General features: G+C 69.5%; 21 protein-coding genes, 2 tRNA genes and 1 pseudogene. 4 read left to right on the top strand and 20 right to left on the bottom strand.

The genetic code is table 11. From position 1 onward, the window contains the following. Positions 1-141 precede the first annotated feature (141 nt). The 14 genes and pseudogenes from D7V80_RS00775 to D7V80_RS00710 all read right to left on the bottom strand — a co-directional run bounded on the left by D7V80_RS00775 (position 142) and on the right by D7V80_RS00710 (position 11,808). Positions 142-218, bottom strand: a tRNA-Pro gene (locus tag D7V80_RS00775). A 195-nt stretch (positions 219-413) separates the two neighbouring features. Then, a pseudogene (locus D7V80_RS00770) lies at positions 414-692 on the bottom strand (integration host factor subunit alpha); the annotation flags it as partial. A 94-nt stretch (positions 693-786) separates the two neighbouring features. Next, complete coding sequence (pheT, locus tag D7V80_RS00765; protein WP_120586342.1) at positions 787-3,201, bottom strand: phenylalanine--tRNA ligase subunit beta; 2,415 nt, start codon at positions 3,199-3,201, stop codon at positions 787-789. A gap of 30 nt (positions 3,202-3,231) precedes the next feature. Continuing rightward, positions 3,232-4,281, bottom strand: a complete 1,050-nt coding sequence (gene pheS, locus D7V80_RS00760) for a phenylalanine--tRNA ligase subunit alpha (RefSeq protein WP_014397246.1) — start codon at positions 4,279-4,281, stop codon at positions 3,232-3,234. 124 nt (positions 4,282-4,405) lie between these two features. Continuing rightward, positions 4,406-4,753 carry a 50S ribosomal protein L20 gene (gene rplT, locus D7V80_RS00755; protein ID WP_014397247.1) on the bottom strand — a complete coding sequence of 116 codons (348 nt, stop codon included), beginning with the start codon at positions 4,751-4,753 and terminating at the stop codon, positions 4,406-4,408. A 91-nt stretch (positions 4,754-4,844) separates the two neighbouring features. After that, entirely contained in the window at positions 4,845-5,051 is a 207-nt protein-coding gene (gene rpmI / locus D7V80_RS00750; RefSeq protein WP_014397248.1) for a 50S ribosomal protein L35, read from the bottom strand. A gap of 97 nt (positions 5,052-5,148) precedes the next feature. Beyond that, positions 5,149-5,799 (bottom strand): translation initiation factor IF-3, encoded by a 651-nt coding sequence (gene infC / locus D7V80_RS00745; RefSeq protein ID WP_370452428.1) that lies wholly within the window; start codon positions 5,797-5,799, stop codon positions 5,149-5,151. 101 nt (positions 5,800-5,900) lie between these two features. Further along, positions 5,901-7,829, bottom strand: a complete 1,929-nt coding sequence (gene thrS, locus D7V80_RS00740; RefSeq protein ID WP_014397250.1) for a threonine--tRNA ligase — start codon at positions 7,827-7,829, stop codon at positions 5,901-5,903. Between the two features lie 88 nt (positions 7,830-7,917). After that, a tRNA-Val gene (locus D7V80_RS00735) sits at positions 7,918-7,989 on the bottom strand. Positions 7,990-8,072: 83 nt separating this feature from the next. Further along, positions 8,073-8,753, bottom strand: a complete 681-nt coding sequence (locus tag D7V80_RS00730) for a uracil-DNA glycosylase (protein WP_120586341.1) — start codon at positions 8,751-8,753, stop codon at positions 8,073-8,075. After that, a complete protein-coding gene (locus D7V80_RS00725) occupies positions 8,750-9,934 on the bottom strand; it encodes an AI-2E family transporter (RefSeq protein ID WP_120586340.1) in 1,185 nt (394 codons plus the stop codon). The genes D7V80_RS00730 and D7V80_RS00725 overlap by 4 nt, the downstream gene beginning before the upstream one ends. Before the next feature lie 141 nt (positions 9,935-10,075). Beyond that, positions 10,076-10,465, bottom strand: coding sequence for a lipoprotein (locus tag D7V80_RS00720; RefSeq protein WP_014397253.1), 390 nt, complete (start codon positions 10,463-10,465; stop codon positions 10,076-10,078). Then, positions 10,465-11,271, bottom strand: a complete 807-nt coding sequence (locus D7V80_RS00715; RefSeq protein ID WP_120586339.1) for an LPP20 family lipoprotein — start codon at positions 11,269-11,271, stop codon at positions 10,465-10,467. The genes D7V80_RS00720 and D7V80_RS00715 overlap by 1 nt, the downstream gene beginning before the upstream one ends. 204 nt (positions 11,272-11,475) lie before the next feature. Beyond that, positions 11,476-11,808 (bottom strand): PilZ domain-containing protein, encoded by a 333-nt coding sequence (locus tag D7V80_RS00710; protein ID WP_120586338.1) that lies wholly within the window; start codon positions 11,806-11,808, stop codon positions 11,476-11,478. 240 nt (positions 11,809-12,048) lie between these two features. On the opposite strand from D7V80_RS00710, the gene D7V80_RS00705 reads away from it, so the two are divergent. Further along, the gene (locus tag D7V80_RS00705) at positions 12,049-12,792 is read left to right on the top strand and encodes an FKBP-type peptidyl-prolyl cis-trans isomerase (RefSeq protein WP_120586388.1); all 744 of its coding nucleotides are present in this window, start codon (positions 12,049-12,051) and stop codon (positions 12,790-12,792) included. A 52-nt stretch (positions 12,793-12,844) separates the two neighbouring features. Here the strand turns inward: D7V80_RS00705 and D7V80_RS00700 are convergent, their stop codons facing one another. The 6 genes from D7V80_RS00700 to uvsE form a co-directional block, all read right to left on the bottom strand. After that, positions 12,845-13,087: a hypothetical protein gene (locus D7V80_RS00700; RefSeq protein ID WP_120586337.1), complete on the bottom strand. Its 243-nt coding sequence runs from the start codon at positions 13,085-13,087 to the stop codon at positions 12,845-12,847. Beyond that, on the bottom strand, positions 13,084-13,734 hold the full coding sequence (locus tag D7V80_RS00695) for a hypothetical protein (protein ID WP_120586336.1): 651 nt from the start codon (positions 13,732-13,734) through the stop codon (positions 13,084-13,086). The genes D7V80_RS00700 and D7V80_RS00695 overlap by 4 nt, the downstream gene beginning before the upstream one ends. 42 nt (positions 13,735-13,776) lie before the next feature. Next, positions 13,777-15,858, bottom strand: coding sequence for a hypothetical protein (locus D7V80_RS00690; RefSeq protein ID WP_120586335.1), 2,082 nt, complete (start codon positions 15,856-15,858; stop codon positions 13,777-13,779). 76 nt (positions 15,859-15,934) lie between these two features. Then, positions 15,935-16,138 (bottom strand): cold-shock protein, encoded by a 204-nt coding sequence (locus tag D7V80_RS00685; RefSeq protein WP_014397260.1) that lies wholly within the window; start codon positions 16,136-16,138, stop codon positions 15,935-15,937. A gap of 134 nt (positions 16,139-16,272) precedes the next feature. After that, on the bottom strand, positions 16,273-18,108 hold the full coding sequence (locus D7V80_RS00680; RefSeq protein ID WP_120586334.1) for a M2 family metallopeptidase: 1,836 nt from the start codon (positions 18,106-18,108) through the stop codon (positions 16,273-16,275). Between the two features lie 45 nt (positions 18,109-18,153). Beyond that, a complete protein-coding gene (gene uvsE / locus D7V80_RS00675) occupies positions 18,154-19,107 on the bottom strand; it encodes a UV DNA damage repair endonuclease UvsE (protein WP_120586333.1) in 954 nt (317 codons plus the stop codon). A 100-nt stretch (positions 19,108-19,207) separates the two neighbouring features. Here uvsE and D7V80_RS00670 point away from each other — a divergent pair, with 100 nt between their 5' ends. The 3 genes from D7V80_RS00670 (at position 19,208) to D7V80_RS00660 (ending at position 22,898) form a co-directional block, all read left to right on the top strand. Then, positions 19,208-20,308 (top strand): DHH family phosphoesterase, encoded by a 1,101-nt coding sequence (locus tag D7V80_RS00670; RefSeq protein ID WP_120586332.1) that lies wholly within the window; start codon positions 19,208-19,210, stop codon positions 20,306-20,308. Positions 20,309-20,341: 33 nt separating this feature from the next. Beyond that, entirely contained in the window at positions 20,342-20,884 is a 543-nt protein-coding gene (locus D7V80_RS00665; protein ID WP_233585052.1) for a DUF3105 domain-containing protein, read from the top strand. 154 nt (positions 20,885-21,038) lie between these two features. Further along, positions 21,039-22,898 (top strand): hypothetical protein, encoded by a 1,860-nt coding sequence (locus D7V80_RS00660; RefSeq protein WP_120586330.1) that lies wholly within the window; start codon positions 21,039-21,041, stop codon positions 22,896-22,898. Positions 22,899-22,939 lie beyond the last annotated feature (41 nt).

Genomic DNA, 22,939 nt, shown 5'->3' with positions numbered 1-22,939 from the left:
CACGCGGATGACGGCCCGGGTTCGACGGTGAAGAGGGTGGAGTTCCGCAGCAAGGCTTCCGCTTGCCGCAGGAGTCCAAACGCGGAAAAACAAAGGCCCTGGAGTCACCGGCTTGCACCGGAAACTCCAGGGCCTTCATTTTGGTCGGGGCGACAGGATTTGAACCTGCGACCACTTGCACCCCAAGCAAGTGCGCTACCAGGCTGCGCTACGCCCCGAGAACCGCCGTCGTGAAACGGTGCTGCCTTATGCCCTCGCCGCTTTCTTGGGTCAAGCGCGAGGTGACGGGTACCGGTGAAAAAAACCTACTCGTCGCCCTCTTCCATTCCCTCGTCGAAGTCCTCGCCCCGGGCTTCCGCCGCGTCCGCCGCCGCCTCTTCCTGCGCGTCGATCTCCGCGTGGTTCTCCGGAGGTGCCTCGCCGTTCAGGGCACTCTTCAACACCTGGCTCGGCCGGAAGGTCAGGACCCGGCGGGCGCTGATCTCGATCTCCTTGCCCGTCTGCGGGTTGCGCCCCACGCGCGCCTTCTTCTGGCGCACCTGGAAGTTTCCGAACCCGGAGATCTTGATCTTGTCCCCGCGCTCCAACGTCTCCTTCACGGTGTCGAAGACGAGCTCGACGATCTCCGCCGACTCCTTCTTGGAGAAGCCGACCTTCTCGTAGACCCCCTCGATGATGTCCGCTTTCGTCATGCGAGTCCTCTGGCACCCGTGAATGGCCGGTGAACGCGGGGCATGGTGTCAGCCTTCCCCGAACCGTGTCAACGTCCTGACTTCATTCAGGAATTCAGGCGCGCAGCGCCGCCCCCAGCCGCTGGTTCACCTCCGTGATGATGCGCTGGTGGGCCGCCGTGACCTCCGCGTCGGTCAGCGTCCGCTCGGGCGAGCGGTACCTCAGGGCATACGCCAGGTTCTTCTTCCCCTCGGGGATGGGCTTGCCTGTGTAGACGTCGAACACCAGCGCGTCCTCCACCAGCGGCGCCCCGACCTCCAGGATGACCCGGCGCACCTCCTCGTTGCGCAGCTCCAGCGGCACCACCACCGCCAGGTCGCGCAGCACCGCCGGGTACTTCGGCAGCGCCGCCGCCTGCGGCACCAGCCGCGCCGCCGCGTACAGCGGATCCGTGTCCAGCTCGAACACGAATACGCCCTCCGGCAGGCCCAGCGCCTTCGCCACGCGCGGGTGCACCTCGCCCACCAGGCCCAGCACCGTCCCGTCGTTCAGCGCCACCTGCGCGCAGCTCCGAGGGTGGTACGCGGGCGCCTCCGCCGGGGTGAAGGCCGCGCCCTCCACGTGCAGTGCGTGCAGCAGCGCCTCCACCGCGCCCTTCGCGTCGTAGAAGTCCACGCGCGAGTCCTTCTGCGTCCAGCTCCGGCCGCCGCCCCGCAGGCCCCACACCAGGCCCGCCACGCGCGGCACCTCGCGAGCCGCCGGGCGCATGCCCTGCCCGCCCTGCGTGTCCCGGAAGTACGCCCGGCCCGTCTCGTACAGGCCCACCGACTCCACCTGGTGGCGCACGCTGCGCGACAGGTTCTCCAGCAGGCCCGGCAGCAGGCTCGTGCGCATCACCGACTGCTCGACGCTCAGCGGGTTCATCAGCGCGATGGGCGCTTCCTTCCCACCCAGCACCTCCAGCGACTTCGGCGCCACGAACGAGTAGTTCACCACCTCGGACAGCCCCACGCCGCCCAGCCCGTGGCGCAGCCGGCGCTCGGCCTCCATGGACAGCGGCTCAGGGGCCAGCGTCTCCAGCCCTCGCGGCAGCCGCGCCGGGATGTTGTCGTAGCCGTACACGCGGGCGACCTCCTCCATCAGGTCCTCCTCGCGCTCCACGTCCACGCGCGCCCGCGGCACCTCGTACGTCGTCTGGCCCTGCGACTCCTCCACGGACTTGAAGCCCAGCGCCGTCAGGATGCGCCGGACCTCCGCCTCCGGCACCGCCACGCCCAGCACCTTCTCCACCCGCGCGTAGCGCAGCGTCGCCCGGCGCGGCGCCAGGGGCTCGGGCTGCACGTCCACCCGGCCCGGCGCCACCGTGCCGCCCGACAGCTCCGCGATGAGCTGCGCGGCCCGGTCCAGCGCCGGCAGCACCGCGTCCAGGTCCGCCCCGCGCTCGAAGCGGTGCGACGCCTCCGTGTGCAGCGCGTAGCGCTTCGCGGACCGGCGCACGCCGGAGCCGTGGAAGTGCGCGGACTCGATGACGATGCGCTTCGTGCCCTGCGTCACCTCGCTGTCTCCGCCGCCCATCACGCCCGCCAGCGCCTGAGCGCGGTCGCGGTCCGCGATGACCAGGTCGTCCGCGTCCAGCGTGCGCTCCTTGTCATCCAGCGTGCGCAGCTTCTCGCCCGCCTTCGCGGTGCGGACGACGATCTCCTGGCCCGCCACCTTCTCCAGGTCGAACGCGTGCAGCGGCTGGCCGTACTCCAGGAGCACGTAGTTGGTGACGTCCACCACGTTGTTGATGGCGCGCACGCCGCACGCCTTCAGCCGGTCCTGCATCCACTGCGGCGACGGCTGGACGGTGATGCCCTCCACCACCCGCGCCGCGTAGCGCGAGCAGCGCTCCTTCGCGTCGATGCGCACCTTCACCAGCTCCGCCACGGCCTTGCCGGACTCAACCGGCTTCGGCTGCGGCGGCTTCAGCTGCGCGCCCGTCACCACGCCCACCTCGCGCGCGATGCCCAGGTGGCTCAACGCATCCGGCCGGTTCGGGGTGACGTTCACCTCCAGCACGGAGTCATCCAGCCCCAGGGCCTCCGCGATGGGGAGGCCCAGCTTCGTGTCCGCGGGCAAAATCAGCAGGCCGGACGAGTCCTCCGTGATGCCCAGCTCCTTCGCGGAGCAGAGCATGCCGAAGCTGTCCACGCCCCGGAGCGCGGCCTGCTTGATCTCCATGCCGTTGGGCAGCTTCGCGCCCACCGTGGCCAGCGGCACCTTGTCGCCGACCTTGAAGTTCTTCGCGCCGCACACCACCTGGAACAGCGCGGAGCCGCCGATGTCCACCTGCGTGACGGACAGCTTGTCCGCGTTGGGGTGCTGCACCGACTCGCGGATCTGCGCCACCACCACGCCGCGCAGGCCCTCGCCGGGGCGCTCCACGCCCTCAATCTCCAGGCCCGCCGCGGTCAGCTTGCGCGCCAGCTCGTCCACGGACGGCGGCAGCGCGACGTAATCCCCCAGCCACTTCACTGAAATCTTCACAGGGTTGTCCTCTTGAGTGGTGGGCCGGAATCAGAACTGCGCGAGGAAGCGCGCGTCGTTTTCGAACATCATCCGCAGGTCGTCGATGCCGTAGCGCAGCATGGCCAGGCGCTCCACGCCCATGCCGAACGCGTAGCCCGTCACCTCCTTCGGGTCGTAGCCCGCGGCGGTGAAGACGTTCGGGTGCACCATGCCGCTGCCCAGCACCTCCAGCCAGCCGGTCTGCTTGCACACGCGGCAGCCCTTGCCGCCGCACGACGCGCAGGTGACGTCCACCTCCGCGGAGGGCTCCGTGAAGGGGAAGAACGACGGGCGGAAGCGCGTGCGCGTCTCCGAGCCGAAGAACGCCTTCACGAACGCGTCCAGCGTGCCCTTCAGCTCCGCGAAGCTCACGTCCTTGTCCACGAGCAGGCCTTCCACCTGGTGGAACATGGGCGTGTGCGTGATGTCCGAGTCCCGCCGGTACACCCGGCCCGGCATCACCGCGCGGATGGGCGGCTTGCGCGACAGCATGTGCCGCACCTGCACCGGCGACGTGTGCGTGCGCAGCAGCGACGGGCTGTCCGCCTTCTTCGCGTGGCCCAGGCTGGGCTCGTCCACGTAGAACGTGTCCTGCATGTCCCGCGCGGGGTGATCCTTGGGCAGGTTCAGCGCCTCGAAGTTGAAGTAGTCGAGCTCGATCTCCGGGCCAACCGCCACCTCGAACCCGAGCCGCGCGAACGTCCGGACGATGTCCTCCAGCGTGCGCGACACCGGATGCCGCCCACCGGGCAGCACCGCGCGCCCGGGCAGCGTCACGTCCAGCTTGGGGCCCTTCAGCTGGGCCTCCAGCGCGGCCTCTTCCGCCCGCTTCGTGGCGTCCGCCAGCAGCTGCTCCAGCTCCGCCTTGACGGTGTTGGCGATCTCTCCCAACGCGCGCCGCTCGTCCGGGGGCAGCTTGCCCATGCCGCCCAGCACCGCGGACAGCTCGCCCTTCTTGCCCAGGTAGCGGATGCGCAACGCCTCCACCTGCGAGGGCTCCGACACGCCGGAGATCTCCTGGCGCGCCGCGTCCGCCAACGCCTGCAACCGGTCTCGCATGGTCCTCTTCCCGCCTTCCGTTCACGCCCCGGTCGCCTCTGGCGCCGGGCAAAAAAAAGGGGCCGCCCCCTGGTGGAGGCAGCCCGTTTCAGCTTCGGGAGCCGGCGTCACCGCCGGCCGTGTCTCAGGCTGCCTTCGCGATGTTGGCGATGGCGGCAAAGCCCGCGGGGTCCGCGATGGCCAGATCCGACAGGACCTTGCGGTCCAGGGAGATCTTCGCCTTCGCCAGGCCGGCGATCAGCTTCGAGTAGGACAGGCCCACGGTGCGGGCGGCCGCGTTGATGCGGACGATCCACAGCGAGCGGAAGTTGCGCTTGCGCACCGCGCGGTCGCGGGTGGCGTAGTCCAGGGCGCGCTCGACGGCCTGGTTCGCACGGCGGTAGCAGTTCTTGCGACGGCCGCGGAAGCCCTTCGCAAGCTTGAGAATGCGATTACGACGACGACGAGCCTTGAATCCCTTTTTGACGCGCATGACACACTCCTGACTTCTGGAAGGGAGCCCGGGGCGCTGGCTTCACGCCGCTCCGCCAGGACTCACGATTGGTTCAAACCCGAGGAACGACTCAGGCGCCGTAGGGGAACAGCTCCTTGATGACCTTCTTCGCGTCCATGTCGCGCAGGTGGCCCGTGCCACGGTTGCCGCGCTTCTGCTTGGGCGTCTTGGAGAAGGTGAACAGGTGCTTGCTGAACGCCTTGCCGAACTTCACCTGGCCGCTCTTCTTCACGTGGAAGCGCTTCTTCGCGGCGCTGCGGGTCTTCAACTTGGGCATGATCCCAAACCTTCCTTCTGCCTGTCGGCCGGCAGTCTTCGTGACTGACGGCGGACCGGGACACACGGTTCCCGGACGCTTTGGGGGGAAGCCTCTATCACTCTTTTGAGGCGATGGGGGTAGCGTTTCCTACAGCCATCGCAGAAACAACCGCCACGGCAACCGCCGGTCTGCCTTCCTGCTTCTTCCCGGCCGCCTCCACCGCCTGCCGGGCGAGCTCCCGGGCGCGCTGGGCCACCTTCGGGTTGGGGGCCAGGATCATGAACATCTGGCGCCCTTCCATCCGGGGGTTCTGCTCCACCACCGCGATTTCCTTCAGGTCCTTGGTCACGTCGTCCAGGATCGCGCTCCCCAGCTCCTTGTGGGTGATTTCACGACCCCGGAACTGGATGGTGATCTTCGCCTTGTTCCCCTCCTCCAGGAACCGGCGGACGTTGCGGACCTTGAACTCGTAGTCGTGCTCCTCCGTCTTGGGGCGGAGCTTCACCTCCTTGAGGTGGACCACGACCTGCTTCTTCTTCGCGTCCGAGGCCTTCTTCTTCTCCTCGTACTTGAACTTGCCGTAGTCCATGATCTTGCAGACCGGCGGCTTGGCCATGGGGGAGATCTCGACGAGGTCGAGACCGTCCGCCTGGGCGCGCGCCAGGGCTGCTTCCAGGGACATGACTCCGAGCTGCTCGGCGTTGGGCCCGACGACGCGGACCTCCCGGGCTCGGATACGGCGATTGGTTCTCTGATCGCGAACGATGGGAGGACCCTCCGACGGCTCGGGGGATGAGGGCGTGCCTCAATCCCCGGAAGTCGCGCAAGTAGTCCAGCCCGGACGGGGAGTCAAGTCCCCTACACAACTCAGGGCAGCGTGGCTTCCTTGGCCAGCAGGGCCTCGAAGTCCGCGTACTTCATCGTCTTCAGGTCCTCGCCGCCGTACCGGCGGGGGGCCACGGCGCCGGCCTCGACCTCGTTGTCGCCCACCACCAGGGTGAAGGGGACCTTCTGCATCTGGGCTTCGCGGATCTTCGCGTTGAGCGTCATGCCGCGCTCGTCCAGCTCCACGCGGAAGCCCTTGGCGCGCAGGTCGTCGCGCACCTTGCGGGCGTAGTCCAGCTGACGGTCCGCCACGGTGACGATGGTGGCCTGCACCGGGGCCAGCCACGCCGGAAAGGCGCCGGCGAAGTGCTCGATGAGGATGGCGGTGAAGCGCTCGAAGGAGCCGAAGATGGCGCGGTGGAGGACCACCGGGCGGTGCTCGGCGTTGTCCTCGCCCACGTAGGTGAGGTCGAAGCGCTCCGGGGCCAGGTAGTCCAGCTGCATGGTGCCCAGCTGCCACTTGCGGCCGATGCTGTCGGAGACGGCGAAGTCGATTTTCGGGCCGTAGAAGGCGCCGTCACCGGGGGCCAGCTCGTACGCCAGGCCCAGCGACTCCAGCGCCGCCTTGAGGCCGCCTTCCGCGCGGTCCCAGAGCGAGTCGTCGCCCAGGCGCTGCTCGGGGCGCGTGGACAGCTTCACCGCGTAGGTGAGGCCCACCGCCTTGTAGACGCGGTCCAGCAGCTGCACGAAGCGCCGCACCTCGTCGGTGATCTGGCTCTCCATGCAGTAGATGTGCGCGTCGTCCTGCGCGAACTGGCGCACGCGGGTGAGGCCGCCCAGGGAGCCCGCCGCCTCGTTGCGGTGGAGCACGTCCTGGGTGTGCAGGCGCAGGGGCAGGTCGCGGTAGCTGTGCTTCTTGAAGCCGTAGAACAGGTGGTGCGACGGGCAGTTCATCGGCTTGAGGGAGAAGTCGTGCTCGCCGGACTCGCTGTCGAGCACCAGGAACATGTTCTCCTTGTACTTGCCCCAGTGGCCGCTCGTCTCCCAGAGGCCCTTGTTGAACATCAGGGGCGTCTTGATCTCCACGTAGCCGTCACCGGCCGTGAGCGAGCGCATCCAGTCCGACAGCGTCTGGTAGAGCGCCGTGCCCTTGGGCGTCCAGAAGGCCGCGCCCGGCGAGTACGGGTGGAAGTGGAAGAGGTCCAGCTCCTTGCCCAGCTTGCGGTGGTCGCGCTTGCGCGCCTCTTCGATGCGCGTGAGGTAGGCGTCCAGGGCCTTCTTGTCGAAGAAGGCCGTGCCGTAGACGCGCTGGAGCATGGGGTTGCGGTGGTCACCGCGCCAGTACGCGCCGCTGGAGGAGAGGATCTTGATGACGCCGATCTTCCCCGTGCTGGGCGCGTGGGGCCCCAGGCAGAAGTCCACCCAGTCGCCGTGGGTGTAGAGCGTGAGCGTCTTGGCGCCCTTGGCGGCGATGTCCTTGACGATCTCCACCTTGAACTTCTCGCCCTTCTCCTCGAAGAGCTTGATGGCGTCCTCCATGGAGATCTCGGTGCGGACGAACGGCATGTCCTGCTTGAGCTCCGCGTTGGCGGCCGCTTCAATCTTCTCCAGCTCCTCCGGCGTGAAGGGCTTCTCGCGGAAGAAGTCGTAGTAGAAGCCCTCCTCCGTCGCGGGACCGATGGTCACCTGCGTGCCGGGGAACAGCTTCTGCACGGCGCTGGCCACCACGTGCGCGGCGTCGTGACGGATGAGGTCCAGGCCTTCCGGGCTCTTGGACGTGAAGATCTGCAGCTTCGCGTCCTCGTCGAGCGTCCGGGCCAGGTCCATGTCCTGGCCGTTGACCCGGGCGAACAGGGCCGCCTTCGCGAGCCCCACGCCGATGCTGCCCTTCACGAAGTCCGCGATGGTCGTGCCCCGGGCGGTCTGCTTCTGGCTGCCGTCGGGGAGCGTCACCGTGATGGATTCGGACATGGCGGATAAACCCCTGCGCTGGAAAAAACCGCGGGCGGCAGGCTTTTGAGAAAGCCTGCCGCCCGCGAGATGGATCACTTACTGATGATGGGTCGTAGTGGGATCGAACCACTGACCCCTACCGTGTCAAGGTAGTGCTCTACCGCTGAGCTAACGACCCGTCGTGCGGATGGGCGCGGGGAATAACAGCGGGCTCCCGCACCTGTCAAGGAACATGAGCACGGGGCCCTGATCTTCCCGCGCTCACGTCTCCAACAACGCTCGGACGCGTTTCATCACCGCGTCGAACATGGCGGGGGTGAGCCTCCCCGTCTGCGTGTTCTGCTGGCTGACGTGGTAGCTGCCCACGAGCCACCGGCCGTCCGGCAGCCGGAACTCGGCGCCGTGGCCGAAGGCGGGACGGGGCGTGGGGAGCGGACCGCCCGTGCGGGCGGCCGAGGCCAGCGCGGCGTTCCACCCGATGGCCCCCAGGGCGAGCAGCACCCGGCCGGGCAACAGCGCCATCTCCCGGTCCAGGAACGGCGCACAGCGGGCCAGCTCCTCCGGCAGCGGCTTGTTGTCCGGCGGGGCGCACCGGCCGGCGGCGACGATGAAGGCGTCCGTCAGCTTCAGGCCGTCGTCCCGGTGCTCGCTGTGGCCCTGGTTCGCGAAGCCCGCGCGCTGAAGGCCCGCGTAGAGGAAGTCCCCGGAGCGGTCCCCGGTGAACATCCGCCCCGTGCGGTTGGCGCCGTGCGCGGCGGGCGCCAGCCCCACGATGATCAGCCGGGCCTTCGGGTCGCCGAACCCGGGGACGGGCTTCCCCCAGTAGTCCCAGTCGCGGTAGGCGCGCCGCTTCACGCGGGCCACCTCCTCGCGCCACGCCACCAGCCGGGGGCAGGCCCGGCACGCGATGATCTCCTGGTGCAGCTTCTCCAGCTTCGTCACGGCCCCTGTACGCTCCCCTTGTAGAGCTGCGTGCGGCGGTAGCGCTGGAGGACGACGCTCAGGACGACCTTGAGGATGGCGCTCGCCGGGACGGCCAGGAGGATGCCCACGAAGCCGAACAGCTCACCGAAGGCGAGCACGGCGATGATGACGGCCACGGGGGCCAGGCCCACCTTCTCCCCCACGACGCGCGGGGTGATGACGAAGCCCTCGGCCAGCTGCCCGATGATGAAGGTCGCCGCCACCACCGCCAGCTGCCACGGCCCCTGCCAGGACAGCAGGACGCCCAGCAAGGCCAGCACCACGCCGATGCCCGTGCCCAGGTAGGGCACCATGTTGCCGAAGCCGGCGATGAGGCCAATGGCGATGGCCAGGTCGATGCGCGCCATGGACAGGCCCACCGCGTAGAGCACCGACAGGATGGCGCCCACGGTGAGCTGGCCCTGCACGAAGGCGGACAGCACCTCGTCCACCTCGCGGAAGCGCTGGGTCACCAGCGCCACGGAGCGGCGCGGCAGCAGGTCCTGGATGCGCCCCATGAGGCTCGGGTAGTCCTGGAGGAAGAAGAACGCCAGCACCGGCACCACCGACAGGCCCAGCAGCGTGGCCGCGAAGCGCGCGGTGTTGCCGGCGAAGCTCGCCACCAGTCGCGCCGCCGTGGGGCCCGCGCTCTGGAGCAGCTCGGAGGCCTTCTCACCCAGCTCCGCGGTGCGCTGGCTCACCAGGTCCGGCAGCGACACGCCCAGGAGCGACTCCACCTGCGGCACCACCTGGGTGCTGGCGCGCTGGAAGAAGCCGGGCAGCTTCGCCGCCTCGTCGCGGAACACCGGCACCAGGTACAGGCCCGCGCCCACCATCAGGAGCGTGCCCGCGAAGAAGAGGATGGACGTGCCCCAGGTGCGGTCCAGGCCGCGCTTCTCCAGGAGCGTCACCAGCGGGTTGAACGCGTACGCGCCCGTCAGCGCCAGCAGCACCGGCACCGCCACCCCGCCGAACACGGACAGGAGCGCGAACACCAGCGCCAGCGAGCCCACCATCACGCCGGACCAGACGAAGTCGACCTTGCGGGCCTCCGCCTCGTCCAGCGCCGAGGGGTCGCCGGGCGGGGGCACGGGCTCCGGGTGCACGACATGCAGGACCGGGGACACCTCCGGGGTCGCGATGGGCTTGGGAACCTTCACCGCGCGCTCACTGCCTCTCTTGCGACGTCCGATGACCGCCTCCTGTCCCCGCCCATCCTACGGCGTCTTCGGCCCCTGATTGCGGTCCTTGCGTCCGCCCGCCACCTCGCGGTGCAGGGGGCCAGCCTGGAAGGGCCCCTCTCAGGGAGGGACGCCGCCGCCTTCAGGTGCCAGGGGCCGGAGCTTCACCTTCAGCGTCACCCGCGCCCCGCTGGGCTGGTAGTAGGTCGTGTAGGGGTAGAACCCGCGCTTCTTCACCTCCACGTGGTGGAAGCCCGAGTCCCCCAACCGCAGGCTCCGCGACACCCCGGCGAAGTCGCTGCATGTCCCCTGCTCCACGCCGTCCAGCAGGATCTGCGCGTCCGAGGGCTCGCACCGGAGCACCAGGTCGCCGCGCTTGGCCGCGTTGGACGCCATCAGCTGCTCCGCGCGGGCCACCGTCGCGGGCTGCTCCTGCTTCGCCGCGCAGCTGGCCACCAGCATCGCCGCCATCGCGAGCACGGCCGTCGTCCGGAAGGAGCTCACGGACATCACTGCGTAACGATGACGACCCGGCCCTCGGCCAGGAAGCGGGTGTTGGCCTCGGTGAGCGCGCGGATGCCTTCGGCGCTCAGGACCAGGTCGGAGCCCTGGAGCTGCGCGGCCTTCACCACCAGGGGCTTGTCGCCCACACGCGTGGCCTTCCGGGCCGCGTCCAGGCTGTTGAACCAGGCCGCGACGCCCGCGGTGCCGCGAGCCTCTTCCGTGAGCACCGTCGCGCCGTAGAGCGCCTTGCCCGTCGCGTCCACCAGCCGGGGCGCGAGCACCGGCTTCGCGCCCAGCCCTCGCGCGTCCACCACGAGCCCCGTGTACTTCGCCGCGCCGTCGGCATTGAGCACGATGGCCGGCTCCTGCGCGGGCGTCAGCGCCGCGCTGAGCGCCGCGAGCGGCACCTCCACGTCCATCTCCACGCCGCTGTCGGAGAAGTAGCGCTTGGCCACGACCTTGTAGCCGCGGATGGCGCCCTCGACGCGGCCCCTCACGTCGTCGCGCGCCAGCTCGTCACCCACCGTGCGGCCCGCGCTCACCTGGATGCTCCGGGCCTGCTCCAGCAGGTTGCGGAAGGCGTCCTGCTTCGCGGCGCGCTCGGCGCCCAGGCGTGCCTGCCCGGGGTTGGCGGCCTTGAGGTCCGGGGCTCCGGCGCCCGTGGCGCGCAGGACCTGCCCCTCCCAGTTGATGCCTGGATTGCCCGCGCCGCGCGCGGGTCCCGCGTCGGGTGCGGCGACCTTCGCGTCCTTGCCCTGGCCCAGCGCCGTCAGCGGCACGACCAGCAACAATCCCCACAGCGAACGCCTCACGGAGCACTCCTCCCGTTGTCGCCGCCGCGAAAAATCGGCGAGCGCACAGGGAACCTCTCCGGTCATTCAAGGGGGGCACTTCGCGCGAAGTCAAGGCGACCCGGAGACCGTCGGATCCGCCTGATGCGCCTCGGCGCGGGGTACCGCGAACCGCCGGTGGCACCGCGCAATCGCGGTGACGCACGCGGAGGGTAATGCCTCGTGTCAGTTGCCTTCGGCGTGACGGTCGACGTAGGCGTCGATCATCTTGCGGTGCCGCTCGGTGAGCAGCGTGAAGCGCACGCCGGACTGCTCCTTGCGGCCCAGGTCCTTCCACTCGCGTACGACTTCACCCTCGGCGTAGATGATCTCCTCGGAGCCGGGGAGCTGGAACTGGAGGCCCACGCGGCGCGCGTCGTGCTGGGGCTCGATGAGGCGGGAGAGGCTGACGCCCTCCTGGCTGATGTCCGCGGCCCGGGTCATGTACGGCACGCCGCCCATGTACTTGTTGAGGTAGATGTCCAGGGGCGCCCGATTGGCCTTCCGCTTCTCGCTCATTGGCTCATGACCTCCAGCTGGTGCAACAGGCTGCTGCGGGGGTGCAGCGACCTGAAGGCACAGTACGTTCAGACGTCATGCGCGCAAGAAAACGGCGGCCTTCCCGAGCACCAGGCAGGCCTGCGTGCGCAGGGGTTTTCCGCTCGCTGGATTCTTCGCGTTGGCCTGTGCGCACGGATGACTGACCGGCGGCGCGTGAGCGGCGCTATGGTCCTGCCCATTCTCGTGAAAGGCGGAAGCATGCGTATGCAGTGGAAGGCGGCCCTGGTCCTGATGCTCGGTGCTCCGGGCCTCGCCCTGGCCCAGGCCCCGACGAAGAGCTCCAAGCCGGCCGCCGCGCCCGAGGCCGCCGCGAAGGCCGCCCCCGCGCAGCCGCCCGTGGAGCTCCAGACGGAGGATCAGAAGACCATCTATTCGCTCGGCCTCTCGCTGGGCCAGAGCGTGACGGCGCTCGCCCTCACCCCCGAGGAACTGGCGCTGCTCCAGCGCGGCATCCAGGACGCGGTCGCCGGCACTCCGCCCGCGGTGGATCCGAAGGAATACGCGTCGAAGATCCAGACGCTCGCCAAGGCACGCATGGCCCAGGTCAACGTCGCCACGTTGGATCGCGCGTCCAAGGAGCCCGGCGCCAATCGGCTGCCCTCCGGCGTCATCTACCGCGAGCTCAAGGCCGGCACCGGCAAGTCGCCCCGCGCCATCGACACCGTGAAGGTGCACTACCAGGGCACGCTGGTGGACGGCTCGGAGTTCGACAGCTCCTACAAGCGCGGCATGGCGGTGGAGTTCCCGCTCAACGGCGTCATCCCCTGCTGGACCCAGGGCGTGCAGAAGATGAAGGTCGGCGGCAAGGCGAAGCTCACCTGCCCCGCGAGCACCGCGTACGGAGAGCGCCCGCCCACGGGCTCGCGCATCCCGCCCAACGCCGTGCTCACCTTCGAGGTGGAGCTGGTGGAGATCCCCGGCAACACCGCCGCCACGCCGTAGCGTCCTTGCGACGGGGACCCGCACGCGGCGGGTCCCCGCGAAGGCGCAGCGGCTACGTGGGCAGCTTCACGGGCCGGCCGCCAAAGGGCGGGTTGGCCATGATGGCCTGGGCCATCCGGTCCGCGAAGGCGCGTCCCTCCTTCTGGAAGGACGCAGTCTCCTCCGCGTTCAGGCGCACGCGCACCTCGAACTGCATGATGCCGCCCACCACGACCTCGATGGACAGCGCCCCGTCCCGCCCGCGCAGCACGCGGTACAGGAGCGGGCTCTGGAGGAGCACCTCCTCGTCGCTCACGGAATCTCCGCCACCTGCGTGTCCGCCACCGGCGCGTTGATGACCATCACCTCCGGCGCGCCGCCGGACGTGTAGCCGCCGAACTTGAAGCAGTCGGTGTCCTCCGGCGTCTGGCACTTCCACACGCCCGGATCCGCGTCCACCGGCAGGCGCGTGCAGACCTTCTGCGCGCCCAGGTCCAGCGTCATCATCCGCAGGGGGCCTTCGAAGTTCTTCGCCGGCAGGCCCAGCGCCTGGCCCAGCACCGCCGGGTCGTGCGTGCCGTCCGCCGTCTTCGACTTCTCCACAGCGCCGTGGATGGACGCCGACGGCGCCGCGAACAGGTAGCAGGCCGTGTCGTTGCAGCGGCCGAAGTTCTTCGCGCCCGTCTGCACCACGAACTTCTGGTACGCGCTGTCCGTCATCAGCCAGGACACCCTGCGGTCCGGGAAGTTCTTGTCCAGGTGCTGATCAATCCCGTAGGGGCTGGCCAGCGCGTCCGCCTCCTTGGAGATGGCCTTCTGCGTGTCGTCGCAATAGTCCACCAGCGACGCGGTACCGGGCGTCGGCTCCGTCGTGTCCGGGGTCTTCGTGCCGCCCTTCGTCGTGGCACAGCCGACCATCGCCGACAGGGAGCCCAGCACCAGCGCACGAGAGATGAAATTCAAGGTCAATCCTCCAGAAGAGTGAAATGGGGAATGCCCGAACTATCACAGGGCGGCTTCGGTGGCGCGCAACAATGCGTCCGCGCTGACGGGCGCGCCGGTGGCGTGGCGCATCCATTCGTCCGGGGTGACGGAGCCGAAGGTGGCCATGCGCTCGAACTCCGCGCCCAGCGGGCCGTGCTGCTTCAGGTGCTCTTCAATCTGGAAGGCGATGAGGTGCCCGAGCGGGTAGTCCGGCAGGTACAGCGGGTAGCTGATCATGTGGCTGTAGATGCCCAAAAGCGGGCTGTCCTTCCGCCCCAGCACCGGCGCGTAGTAGCGGTTCCACACGTCGCGCGACAGGCCGGCCACCGCGTCGCGCAGCTGGGCGGGCGTGGCGTCCGGGTGTTCGTACATCCAGTGCCACGTGGCCATGTCCACCAGCGCCACGCCGGCGATCTCCCACGTCTGCCAGAAGTCGTTGAGCACCCGCTCGCGCTCGCTGGCCGCGTCCGGCTGGCCCAGGCCCAGGAGCTCCAGGTCACGCGCCTGGAAGACGAAGGCGAGCGCCTCCGTGAAGGCGTTGTTGGGGACGCCGGACAACAGCGTGTGGTCCACCTGGTACAGGCTGAAGACCTGCTCCACGTTGTGCCCCAGCTCGTGCACCGCGATGTTGTAGCCCTTGTAGTCCATGCCCCCCTTCTCCACGCGCGTGCGCAGGCGGGGGAAGTCGCCCCGGCGCAGCGCCTGCTGGGCATGGCCCGCGCCTCGGGAGGCGTCCACGCGGATGTACGACGCGAGCACGTCCGCCTTCTCCCGGGTGAAGCCCAGACCCTGGAGGATGCGCGGGATGTCGCGCGCGAACGCGTCCGCCGTGGGGTAGCGCTTGCGCGTCAGCGCGTCCAGCTGCGCCTCCGGCACCTTCGAGCCCGGACGGAAGCCGGGGTACCACAGGTCCTGCGGCTCCAGCGGGCGGCCCAGGCGGGACTCGATGAGCTTCGCCACGCGAGGCACCAGCGGTGACTCCAGGATCTGGGTGAGCAGCGCGCGCACGCGCTCCTCCGGCAGGCCCCGGTCCAGCTCGAAGGCGCGGGCGATGCGCGTGGGAGCCACCGGCGAGTACGGATCCACCTTCCGCGATGCATTGAACGTGGCGAGCAGCCGCGCGTAGCGCGTGTCCGGCTCCGGCGCGGCGTCCGCCTTCACGGCGCGCTGGGGCGCGTTGGCCTCCACCGACTCCGGCGGCGCCACCGTGACCTTGTTGGTGAACGGGTCCCAATCCACGCGCGGGTTGTCGATGACGGCGGCGGGGATGGTCTGCGTGACGATGCGCTCCATCACCTGGACGATGGTCCGCTGCTTCGCCAGGCCCTGCGGGTCCGTGTAGTCCGCCTTCAGCTCGTCGCGCAGGTTCCAGTGGCTGATGAGGCGCAGCCCCTGGGGGAAGAGGCGCTGGCCCTTCGCGTCCACCAGGTGGTGCATCCAGACGTTGTACTCGGCGATGTAGAGGTTCGCGTCCGCGATGGCCTGCGACACCTTCTGCTCCACCGCTGCGGGCACGCGCCGGTTGAAGCGCGACGCGAGCTTCGCCTCCGCCCACTGGCGCCGCGTCCACGACGGGCCCTCCTTCACGCGCTCGGCCAGCGTGGTGAGCGGGAAGTTGAGCAGCACGACGAAGCCCGGCTTCGCGTTGAACAGGTCCGACGTGACGTTGGCGGAAGGGTCATACGCCGCGAGCAGCGGCTCCACCGGCAACAGCGGCCCCAGGTCCAGGTCCGTGAACCACTGGAGCTCGCGGCCCAGCTCGTTCATGTGGCCGTCGAACTGTTCGAACAGCCCCTCGAAGCGCGTGAAGGTCGCGTCCAGCTGGGGGCCCGTGGGCAGGAACTGCTCGCGCGCGAAGGCCGCCAGGTCCCCGTCCTCCGGGCGCCACAGCGCGGCCACCTGCTCCACGCCCCGCTCGATGCGGGCGCGCTGCGCCTCGCCGTGCTGCGTCACCAGTTCCTGCTTGAGCGCGGTCAGCGAAGCCTTCGACACGGGCGCGGACGCGGTGGCGTTGGCCTGCGGCGTGGGGGGGGTGGAGGGCGACGTCGTGGCGCACCCGAGGGCGGCCACCAGGGGGAGGAAGCGCAGACGGAAGGCGGACATGCGGGCTCCGGAAAATACAGAAGGCCCGACCCGGTGAGAGTCGGACCTTCTTGGGTGAATCAGGAAACGGTCAGGCTCAGGCGGCGCGAACGTTCTGCGCCTGCAGGCCCTTGGGGCCCTTGGTGACTTCGAACTCCACCTTCTGGCCCTCGGCCAGGGTGCGGAAGCCGTCCATGTTGATGGCGGTGTGGTGGCAGAACACGTCCTCGCCGCCGCCGTCCTGCGTGATGAAGCCGAAGCCCTTCGCGTCGTTGAACCACTTCACGGTACCAGTCGCCATTTGCTGTTCTTCTTTCATCGCGGACAGGAAGAGTCGCCGTCCGGTCCTACAGAGTTCAACCCTACAAGACGGGCGCCAGCCTAAGCGCCCGTCCCGGGCGAAGTCCACTCCCAGGAAACATCACCGATGAAACGTCACCAGCCGCACTTCTGGCCCTTGTTCTGCTCCTGGAGCCACCGGCGCAGCGGGGCGAAGTATTCCAGCATGGGCGTGGCATCCATCTGGCGGGTGCCCGTCATGGCCGCCATCGCGTCCGGCCACGGCTTGCTCGCGCCCAGCTCCAGCATGGCCTGCAGGCGCGCGCCCGCGGCCTTGTTGCCGTAGATGGAGCACTCGTTGAGGGGGCCCTTGATGCCGGCCGCCTCGCACAGCGCCTTGTGGAACTGGAACTGGAGGATCCGCGCGAGGAAGTAGCGCGTGTACGGCACGTTGGCGGGCACGTGGTACTTGGCGCCCGCGTCGAAGTCCTGCTCCGTGCGGGTCCCCGGCGCGGCGATGCCCTGGTACTTCGTGCGCATCGCCCACCAGCTCTTGTTGTAGTCCGCCGGCTTCACCTTCCCGCTGAACACGTCCCAGCGCCACTGGTCCACCAGCAGGCCGAAGGGCAGGAAGGCCACCTTCTCCAGCGCGTCCTTCAGCTGGAGGTTGATGACGTTCTTGTCGTTCTTCTCCACCGCGTTGAGCAGGCCCGCCTGCTGGAGGTAGGCCGGGGTGATGGAGAGCGTGAGCGCGTCGCCAATGGCCTCGTGGAAGCCGTCGTTGGCGCCGGCCTGAAAGAGGACGGGGAGCTTGTAGTAGTACGTGTAGTAGTAGTTGTGGCCCAACTCGTGGTGGATGGTGACCAGGTCCTCCTCGGTGGGCTTGATGCACATCTTGATGCGCAGGTCGTTGTCGTACGTCACGTCCCAGGCGGACGCGTGGCAGACGACGTCGCGGTCCTTCGGCTTGGTGAACTGCGAGCGCTCCCAGAAGGTCTGCGGCAGCGGCTTGAGGCCCAGCGAGGTGAAGAACTTCTCACCCAGCTTCACCATCTTCTGCGAGTCGTAGCCCTGCTTCACCAGGGCGCTGTCCACATCCAGGCTGGCCTGGCCGGGGAACGGCTCCACCAGCGGGTAGATGTTGTTCCACTCCTGCGCCCACATGTTGCCCAACAGGTGCGCGGGGATGGGCTTGCCGGCGGGCACGGCGGCCTCGCCGTACTGCTTCGCGAGCCGGCCGCGCACGTAGCAGTGCAGCTCGTCGTACATGGGCTTGACCTGGCCCCAGAGCCGCTGTGCCTCCTTCTCGAACTCCGCCGGGGTCATGTCGTAGGACGACCGCCACAGCGTGCCCAGGTCGTTGAAGCCGATGTCCTTCGCGCCCGAGTTGGAGAGGTTCACCAGCTGCGTGTAGAGCGGGCGCATGGGGCGGCTGATGGCGTGCCAGCCGTTCCACGCGTCCAGGAGCTCATCCGCGTTGCGGCTCTCCGCCATGACGTCGGACAGCTCCTCCAGGTCGCGGCACTTCCCCTTGCCGTCCTTGCCGCAGTACTTGCCCTTGCCGTAGATGCCCTCCAGCTTCGCGGCGGTGGAGGCCAGCTCCGAGCGCTGGGCGGGATTCGCCGGTGCGGGCAGCGTCTGGGACACGCGCAGAAGGTGCAGCATGCGCGCGGTGTCCGCGTCCAGCTTCAGCCCGTCGAAGCGGCGCGCGTCCTTGATGGCGTTGTTGACGTAGGCCATCACCTCTTCGTTGACGGAGGCGGCGTTCCGCTCCGTGTCGTCGGTGATGTACGTGCTCTTGATCCACTCGGCGGTGGCCTGACGGGTCCAGAGCTGCTTCAGGTCCACGTTGAGCTTCTCGGCGAACTGCTTCGCCTCCGCGGGCGTGGCCTTCGCGGCCGGAGCAGGCGTCGTCTGCGCGCTGGCGGCGGGCGCCGCGAGCGACAGGGCGGCCAGGGCCGCGCGCATCAAGGACTGGGGAGTGCGGGTCATGGGCGCGGACACTATGGGAAGTGCCCTGCCCTCGCACCCGCGAAGTCACGGGGCCCGCGCGCCCTGTCCCCTGGGTGGACGCTGCGACATCGCCTCCCGACGCAGTGCGAAAACCGCGCGGTCCTTCTCCTTCGCTTCCAGCATGAAGTCCGCGGGCCCGTCGAGCGCGGCCACCATGGCGCGGAAGTCCGCCGGGACGATGAGGTCCGAGTGAGCACCGGGCCGCCCGCCCGCCTTCTGTGACGCCAGGTGGAATTTGGGCCGCAGGTCCAGTGCGCGCCAGGTGGCGGATGCTTCGCGCACCAGCTCCTCCACGGACATGGGTGGATCCGACGGCAGCACCGCGTTGTGCAGGTTGTCCCCCACCATGGGTACGCCGTGCTCGCGGGCCAGCGGCAGCACCTCGCGAGCGGTCCAGACCTTGTCATCGTGCTCGATGGTGAGCCGCTGACGCAGCTCCTCCGGCAGCGTGTCCAGCATGCGGTGCGCGGCGTCCAGCGCTTCCGGACGGCTGGGAGCGGCGCCGCCCACGTGGATGACGACGCGGCACTCGGGGCCCGCCTCCAGCAGGTCCAACACGCGCGCGCTGTAGCGCAGCTCCGCGATGGCGGCGTCACGCACGCGTTCATGGCGCGAGGACAGCGACGCACCGGCCGGAGACGGATGCAGGGAGAGCCGCTGCTGGGTCTGGCGTGCGATGCGGGCCAGCGTGGCGAAGGTCCCCGCGAAGGTCTTCCACCACGGCAGCGTGTTCACCGGGTGCGAACCGAATGGGATGAGCGACGAGCCGATGCGGAACAGGTGGATGCCGTGCTCCGCGTTGAAGCGCAGCAGCTGCTCCAGCTCCTCCAGGTTCTGCGCGGCGAGCGCCTCCAGCCGCTGCGGCGTCGCCGTGGCGAGACGGCAGGTGTGGCTGGCGCTCACGCCCAGCGTCAGGGATTGGGCCACGTAGCCCAGCCGATAGGTCGAAAGGCCTTCCATGCCTGCGAAGGTCGCCATGCCCGCGCCTCATGACTGGACGCGTGGGGCCGTCCGGAGGGCGACCAGCCACGACGGGCGCGCCCTGCCGTGCCGCTACAGGCAGTGACAGCTTTGCTTCATGCTTCTGGGACACACGAAAGATGCGCACTGGCCGGCGCCAGAGGCGGCGATGGACCAGGCGCGCGAGTTCCTGGAAGCGTGCAGGGACAAGCACGTGCTCGTCGTCCCCCACACGGACGTGGACGGGCTCAGCTCCGGAGTGCTGATGCTCCGGGCACTTCAGTCCCTGGGGGCCCGGCCGACGGCACGCCTGCCGGGCAAGGGAGAGGACGTCCATCACCCGGGCTTCCTGGAGCGGCTGGAGGCCTCCTCCACGGAGGCGCTGGTGGTGCTGGACATGGGCAGCCGCGCGGATCCGCTGCTGCCCGGGGTGCCCACCCTCGTGGTGGATCATCACGCGTCGGAGGTATTCCCGCCCGGCGCGCAGGTGCTCACCGCCTACGGCCATGAGCCCGTGGCGAACACGAGCCTGCTCACGTACGCGCTCACGTCATCGTTCATCGTGCCCGGTCCGCTGGAGTGGCTGGCGGTGCTGGGGACGGTGGCGGACCTGGGCGCGGACGCGCCGATGCCGTTCCTCAGGGACGCGCTGCGGCGGGCGAAGCGCTCGTCCATCACGGAGGCGGTGGCGCTGCTCAACGCGGCCCGCCGTTCCAGCCGGTTCGCGGCGCCGCTGGCGATGCAGGTGCTCATGCGCGCGGGCAGCGCGACGGACATCGCGGAGGGGCGCGTGCCCGGCGTGGACGCGCTGCGCGACTGCCGCCTGGAGGTGCAGCGCGAGGTGGCCCGGTGCGCGAAGGCGCCGCCGCGCTTCGCGGGCAACCTGGCGCTCCTGCTCTTCAGCTCCGAGGCGCAGGTGCACCCGCTGGTGGCCATGCGCTGGGTGCAGCGGTTGCCGGACCACATCGTCGTCGCCGCCAACACGGGCTACCTGCCCGGCCGCGTGAACTTCGTGCTGCGAAGCCGCGAGCCGGTGGACCTGCTCGCGCTGCTGCGGGGCCTGGACCTGCCGCCGATGGGAGGCTCGTTCGCGCACGGCCATTCGCGTGCCACGGGCGGCAGCCTGCCTCCCGCGGACTTCCTGCGCCTGATGGATGCCCTGGGCTTCCGGGGGCTGAGCGACCGGGACGTGGAGCGGCGCGGCGTCGCGCCGGGGTGAGGCGCCCAGGGCCGTTGCGATATGACGGGGTGGATGCCTCGCGCCCTCTCCGCCCTCCTCTTCTCGCTGTGCCTCGCCTGCGGTTCGACGAACGAGGATCCGCCCAACCCTGGTGGCGAAGCCTGCCAGCGGTACTCGTTCCCGCTGTCGGACATGTCACCGGCCAACCACGTGAGCTCGTGCGGCAGCACCGCGTGCGGCAACGGTGAGAACCCGCCCAACTCCGGCCTGCACTGCCCCACGTGGCTGTCGTGCCGCAGCTACACCGCGGAGCAGCCGCGCTGTTCGTGGATCCACAACCTGGAGCACGGCCATGCGGTGTTCCTCTACAACTGCCCGGAGGGCTGCCCCGACGAGGTCGCGAAGCTGGAGGCCGCGATGGTGAAGGCCGCGGTGGGCAGCAATGGCGTGCGCCGCGCGCTCGTCGCTCCGGACGCGCAGCTGCCCAAGCGCTTCGCCGCGCTGCTGTGGCGCCGCACGTACCTGATGGACTCCGTGGATCCAGACGCGCTCACGTGTCTGCTCGCGCTCCAGGACGTGGACGCCAATGAACCGGGGCTGGTCTGCCCTCCGTGAGCGTGCCCGCGGCGCATCAATGACGCCGCGGCCTGACGCCCGGTCACACGGCGGGCCGGGGGGCGACTGGTGGCATGGCGGGTGAGCGGCCGCTCAGGGGCGAGGCAGTGCAGGACCGGAAGGACTGGGGGCGCTTGGGCGTACTAGCGCCTCCATGACCAACACCATTCGACGCGCCTTCGCGGCGCTGCTGACGCTGACGTGCCTTGGGGCGCTCTCCGCCCAGGCCGCCACGGGTGTACAGGGCCCCGTGCCGCCGGCCTTCCAGAATCGCTTGATGGTGGGCCTCTTCGAAGAGGCCGGCCAGAACTGGATGCGGGACAGCAACGTGCCGTGGGACGCGCGCTACCGCTACTTCACCAAGGGCTGGGCGGACAACTGGGGCTACGGCGCCCGTGACGGCAGCTGGGCCGCCAGCTTCTTCACGGAGACGAAGGCGCAGGGCTACGTCCCCGTCGTCACCTACTACCAGCTCTTTGGTGAGCCGGGCGGCGGCGAGCAGCAGACGCTCGCGAAGCTGAAGAACGCCTCCACCATGCGCTCCTACTTCGAGGACGTGAAGCTGCTCCTCCAGCGCGCCAAGAGCTTTGGCAGCCCGGTCATCCTCCACGTGGAGCCGGACGCGGTGGGCTTCCTCCAGTTCCAGACGGCCTCCAACCCCAACGCTCCCGCGGCCATCGCCTCCTCGGGGATGCCGGAGCTCGCGGGCCTGCCCAACACCGTCGCCGGGTGGAGCCTGGCATTCCTCCAGCTGCGCAAGGCCGTGGGCGCGAACAACGTCGTGCTGGGCCTGCACATCTCCGCGTGGGCCAGCGGCAAGGACATCGCGTTCAACTCGCTGACGGATCCGCTCCAGCCGGAGGTGGACAAGGTCGTCAACTTCCTCAAGCCGCTGGGCCTGGGCACCAACGTCACCGGCGCCACCTATGACGTGATCGTGGGCGATCCGCTGGACCGCGACGCGGACTTCTACCGGCTCACGCAGGGCGCGGATCACACGTGGGACATGAGCGACTCCGCGTCCCTCACGTCGCGCTCGTACAACCGCTATGCGGAGTGGCTGCGGCTCTGGAACCAGACCTCCGGCAAGCGCTGGATGCTGTGGCAGATCCCGCTGGGCAACTCCAACCACCTCAACATCAACAACAGCGGCGGGCCGCGCCAGGGCTACAAGGACAACCGCACCGAGTACTTCTTCGGCGCGAGCGGTGACGCGCACCGGCGCAAGTTCGCCAACGTGGGCGTCGTCGCCCTGATGTACGGCGCGGGCGCGGGCGGCCAGAGTTCCTACCAGAACGACCAGGGCACCGACGGCCAGCCGTACCTGAAGCAGCGCGCGGGCGCGTTCCTCAACGCGGGCGGGCTGAGCCTGCCAGCGGCCGGCACCACGCTTCCGCCCCCGGGCGGCGGCGGATCCACCGACGGCGGCACCGTGGACGCCGGCACCCCGCCGGTCGACGCGGGCACCCCCGACGGCGGCACGCGCCCCGATGGTGGCACCGACGGCGGTGTGGACGGCGGCACGCGTCCGGACGCCGGCACCGGCTCCTCCGACGCGGGCACTCCGGCCGACCCGTCGAAGTACGGCTATGAATCCAGCGCGCAGGGCTGGAGCGCCGGCGGCGCCGCGCTGTCGGCCGTGAGCAGCACCACGGCCAAGGCCTACGCGGGCATTCGTTCGCTGGCCGTGCCCTTCAACGGCACGTCCGGCAACGGCACCGTGGCCGTGTCCAACGCGGCCGTGCCGTCCGGCAAGACGGTGACGTTCCAGCTGTGGCTGCCCACCGGCAGCAAGATCACCGGCGTCCAGCCCTACGCCCTGGAAGGCGCCTCCGCGAACTGGCGCTGGACGGGCAACTGGATCGCCGTCAGCAGCCTCAAGGCCGGCGCGTGGAACGCCATCACCGTGAAGCTGCCCTCCGGCTCCACCACTCCGCTGTACCAGCTGGGCGTGGAGTTCCAGACGACGGGCACGTGGAAGGGCACGGTCTACCTCGACGCCGTCAGCTGGTAGTCCAAGCAGTTTCCGGTCCCGCGGGCGCGTGCAACCGCCCG

The organism is Corallococcus sp. CA054B (assembly GCF_003611625.1).
GTDB classification, from domain to species: Bacteria; Myxococcota; Myxococcia; order Myxococcales; family Myxococcaceae; genus Corallococcus; species Corallococcus coralloides.
The sequence above is the reverse complement of the archived record's forward strand: the minus strand, read 5'-3'. Positions and strand labels throughout refer to the sequence as shown.

Bases quoted from the DNA above. Each gene is read 5' to 3' on its own strand.
- uvsE (WP_120586333.1), bottom strand. From the start codon at position 19,107: ATGGCGACCTTCGCAGGCATGGAAGGCCTTTCGACCTATCGGCTGGGC.
- D7V80_RS00690 (WP_120586335.1), bottom strand. From the start codon at position 15,858: ATGTCCGCCTTCCGTCTGCGCTTCCTCCCCCTGGTGGCCGCCCTCGGG.
- thrS (WP_014397250.1), bottom strand. From the start codon at position 7,829: ATGTCCGAATCCATCACGGTGACGCTCCCCGACGGCAGCCAGAAGCAG.
- rplT (WP_014397247.1), bottom strand. From the start codon at position 4,753: ATGCGCGTCAAAAAGGGATTCAAGGCTCGTCGTCGTCGTAATCGCATT.
- D7V80_RS00680 (WP_120586334.1), bottom strand. From the start codon at position 18,108: ATGACCCGCACTCCCCAGTCCTTGATGCGCGCGGCCCTGGCCGCCCTG.
- D7V80_RS00710 (WP_120586338.1), bottom strand. From the start codon at position 11,808: ATGAGCGAGAAGCGGAAGGCCAATCGGGCGCCCCTGGACATCTACCTC.
- D7V80_RS00720 (WP_014397253.1), bottom strand. From the start codon at position 10,465: ATGTCCGTGAGCTCCTTCCGGACGACGGCCGTGCTCGCGATGGCGGCG.
- D7V80_RS00660 (WP_120586330.1), top strand. From the start codon at position 21,039: ATGACCAACACCATTCGACGCGCCTTCGCGGCGCTGCTGACGCTGACG.
- D7V80_RS00685 (WP_014397260.1), bottom strand. From the start codon at position 16,138: ATGGCGACTGGTACCGTGAAGTGGTTCAACGACGCGAAGGGCTTCGGC.
- pheS (WP_014397246.1), bottom strand. From the start codon at position 4,281: ATGCGAGACCGGTTGCAGGCGTTGGCGGACGCGGCGCGCCAGGAGATC.
- D7V80_RS00705 (WP_120586388.1), top strand. From the start codon at position 12,049: ATGCGTATGCAGTGGAAGGCGGCCCTGGTCCTGATGCTCGGTGCTCCG.
- rpmI (WP_014397248.1), bottom strand. From the start codon at position 5,051: ATGCCCAAGTTGAAGACCCGCAGCGCCGCGAAGAAGCGCTTCCACGTG.
- D7V80_RS00670 (WP_120586332.1), top strand. From the start codon at position 19,208: ATGCTTCTGGGACACACGAAAGATGCGCACTGGCCGGCGCCAGAGGCG.
- D7V80_RS00665 (WP_233585052.1), top strand. From the start codon at position 20,342: ATGCCTCGCGCCCTCTCCGCCCTCCTCTTCTCGCTGTGCCTCGCCTGC.